Origin of the sequence: Vibrio sp. SG41-7, from assembly GCF_014164465.1 — a bacterium.
Taxonomy (GTDB): domain Bacteria; phylum Pseudomonadota; class Gammaproteobacteria; order Enterobacterales; family Vibrionaceae; genus Vibrio; species Vibrio splendidus.
In genome coordinates, this window is sequence record NZ_JACJFF010000245.1 from 1 (window position 1) to 2,602 (window position 2,602).

Sequence of the window (2,602 nt, forward strand, 5' to 3'; positions counted from 1 at the left end):
GTTAAAGTCCAGTGGCGACTTTGATGGCTACTGGCAGTTTCATAAGCAGCAATCAAAGCAGCGTTGCTATACCTTCCAAGCAGCATGAGTGGATAATGGACCGTCGTCTGAAAGGAACTACACCCAAATCGATTGTATTCACCACGTCTTTGTGTAATAAAAGCTAAATCAGCCTCGTCCAAATGGAAATACCGCGCCAATTGAACATCATTCGGCTCCCCATTAAATTGCCCGTAACTATTTTTTTGTTCAGTGGTTAAAAAATCTACGGGCATAGCCAGAGCCTCTTATTGGTTACACAAACTCAAATCAGTGACGTATTGTTTTCCCATTTCCGGCATGTAGCCATGAGGAACTTTAATAAATATCTGGATGGAAATGCCGCAATGGTTCCATTTGCTGATGAAGAATACGGATTATGTAAACACTATGAGGTTGTGAGCGATAAAAAATAGCATGTTTATGGTGATCGTGGCGGCGAAGCCCTTCGGCAATTTCAGGGCACTCGTAACCCATCAAAGGTTGTTCTGCAAGCGTTAGCAAAACGTCATGCATACTTTCTGTATAAGCATCCGCTTGCTCTATGCCAAAGTTCAATAGGGTGTATTCAAAGATATGCTCAAAGTCTTCTGCGGCGAGGTTGGAAAGTTTATACATTGTGTCTCTGCTTTACTTTAGTCGCAATGTCATGAAGTGATAATGAGCTTTGACCACTCTGCTCTCCGGCTTCAATCGCCATTTTTAGAGCCGTGGTTTGTTTCTCTTGCCTTTCGAGTAGCCGCAATGCAGAACGAACCACTTCGCTTGTTGAGCCATAGCGACCAGTCGCTATGAGTTGGCCGACAAACTCATCTAGCTGAGACCCAATCGTAACACTAGTTGTGCGTGACATATTTCCACCTACGTGTGTGAATAATTAACACACCAATAATAGGTTAACTAAAATTCAAAATCAAATCATGATCTTCGTATGACAATAAAGTACACCTATAGATCACCTGCCCAAATTGACATGAAATACATATTTGTCATAACCTATTTGTCACACACGTTTAGATCATAACCTAAATGCCACCTTGGGGAACTTATGTACATCTTTGGATACTTAAGAGCATCAACCTGTGATCAGAACGCTAAGCGTGGTCAGAAAGCTTTGCAGGAGTTTGTACAGCAAAAGGGCTTCCGAATAGCGGGTTGGTATATTGAGAACGAATCGGGAGCTTCTTTACAAAGTCCAGAGCTTCTTCGATTACTTAATGATGCGGCAATTGGTGATGCAATCATTATTGAGCAAATTGATAGGCTTTCTCGTCTTGATGAAGAAAGTTGGTTTAAATTAAAGGAAATGCTGAACCAAAAGGATCTTAAGGTTATCAGCCTTGACTTACCGACCAGCCATATCGCTTTTGCACCACATATTACCGACGAGTTCACTCGCTCTATGATCAGAGCCATTAACGGGATGATGATGGATATGCTCGCAGCGATTGCAAGAAAAGATTACCAAGATCGTCGGCGTCGACAAGCTGAAGGGATCATGAAAGCCCAAGAAGAGGGAAAGTATTGTGGAAGGCAAGCTGACCTCCAGCTTCACGAAAAAATCTATCAGTTAAGAGTTATCAACGGGTTAAGTATCAGTGATACCGCAAAGTTGACGAATGTGTCCACTAGAACGGTGATTCGAGTGGCAAAGAAACTAAAAAGTGAACGCTTAGACGCCCAAGGTAAAGGATATTGATACGCTTTAAGCAAGCGCGAGAGCGCTTTTTTGTTTGCCCAGCAAAGCTGGCAAACCCGTCAGGTTGAAAGAAACCTGAATCACCCCGACTGAGGGGAAGATAATCCGAATCGCAAGGGCGTTGCTGGCCAACGCAGGGCTCCCGCATGAGTTACAACATTGTTAAAAAACCTTAAGTCCCAAACAAAACTCTCTCTCGGAACTCAGTATTTAACGCACATTTTAATTGGCGCCGTTTTAATGTCCCTTTCATCTCTACAAGCTTGATAAAGTTCATGCACATTTGACGTATACGAGAAAGGTTTTGCGCAGCATGCTTGTAGGTGATTCGGCTGTCATCTTCATTCATCACTGCGTCTAACCACCAGTGCATACTTTCAACACCCCAGTGACCACGGCATAATTTACCAAATTCTTCTGCTTTCATTTCCTTAGAAGAAATGAAGTATCGAACACCTAAACTACCTGAAGCCTCACCATTTTTCTGTTGATAAGTCGTTGCTATACATAAGCTTTTCAGACCTTTCCATTTAGAGGCGAAGTCTCCAAACTTATCGGTAAACGGAATAACTATATAGCTTCTAAGCACCTTACGACCACGTTTACCGATCTCTTCCTCTTCATAAGCATATTCAGAATAATCGCTTAAGTGCCCCAATGAAAAGTTATCTGTGAATACTTTATGAAGACTAGGTTGGTTGTCTTTCGTGAGCTTACGGCAGCATAGCTCAACTTAACCCGCCAGCTCTGGTTTACTAAGTGCTTATCCAACATAAGGAAGGCACCATGCAAAACCAGAAAAACCTGATTCAGGCCACTGCTGACTTTGAGCACTGGCGACAAACCCGCATTAATAAACATGCC

The 2,602-nt window shown here is 42.7% G+C and carries 4 protein-coding genes and 1 pseudogene; 1 reads left to right on the forward strand and 4 read right to left on the reverse strand.

The window, feature by feature from the left end:
* The 3 genes from H5300_RS28195 to H5300_RS26280 all read right to left on the reverse strand — a co-directional run.
* Positions 1–275 (reverse strand): DUF4158 domain-containing protein (locus H5300_RS28195; protein ID WP_259397962.1); only part of this gene is annotated, 275 nt, incomplete at its 3' end.
* 82 nt (positions 276–357) lie between these two features.
* Complete coding sequence (locus H5300_RS26275; RefSeq protein WP_017818860.1) at positions 358–657, reverse strand: type II toxin-antitoxin system RelE/ParE family toxin; 300 nt, start codon at positions 655–657, stop codon at positions 358–360.
* Entirely contained in the window at positions 650–892 is a 243-nt protein-coding gene (locus tag H5300_RS26280) for a type II toxin-antitoxin system ParD family antitoxin (RefSeq protein ID WP_182797318.1), read from the reverse strand. Before H5300_RS26280 ends, H5300_RS26275 begins: the two co-directional genes overlap by 8 nt.
* 195 nt (positions 893–1,087) lie before the next feature.
* Here H5300_RS26280 and H5300_RS26285 point away from each other — a divergent pair, with 195 nt between their 5' ends.
* A complete protein-coding gene (locus tag H5300_RS26285) occupies positions 1,088–1,738 on the forward strand; it encodes a recombinase family protein (protein ID WP_182797319.1) in 651 nt (216 codons plus the stop codon).
* A gap of 172 nt (positions 1,739–1,910) precedes the next feature.
* Here the strand turns inward: H5300_RS26285 and H5300_RS26290 are convergent.
* A pseudogene (locus H5300_RS26290) lies at positions 1,911–2,432 on the reverse strand (ISAs1 family transposase); the annotation flags it as partial.
* Between the last annotated feature and the right edge of the window lie 170 nt (positions 2,433–2,602).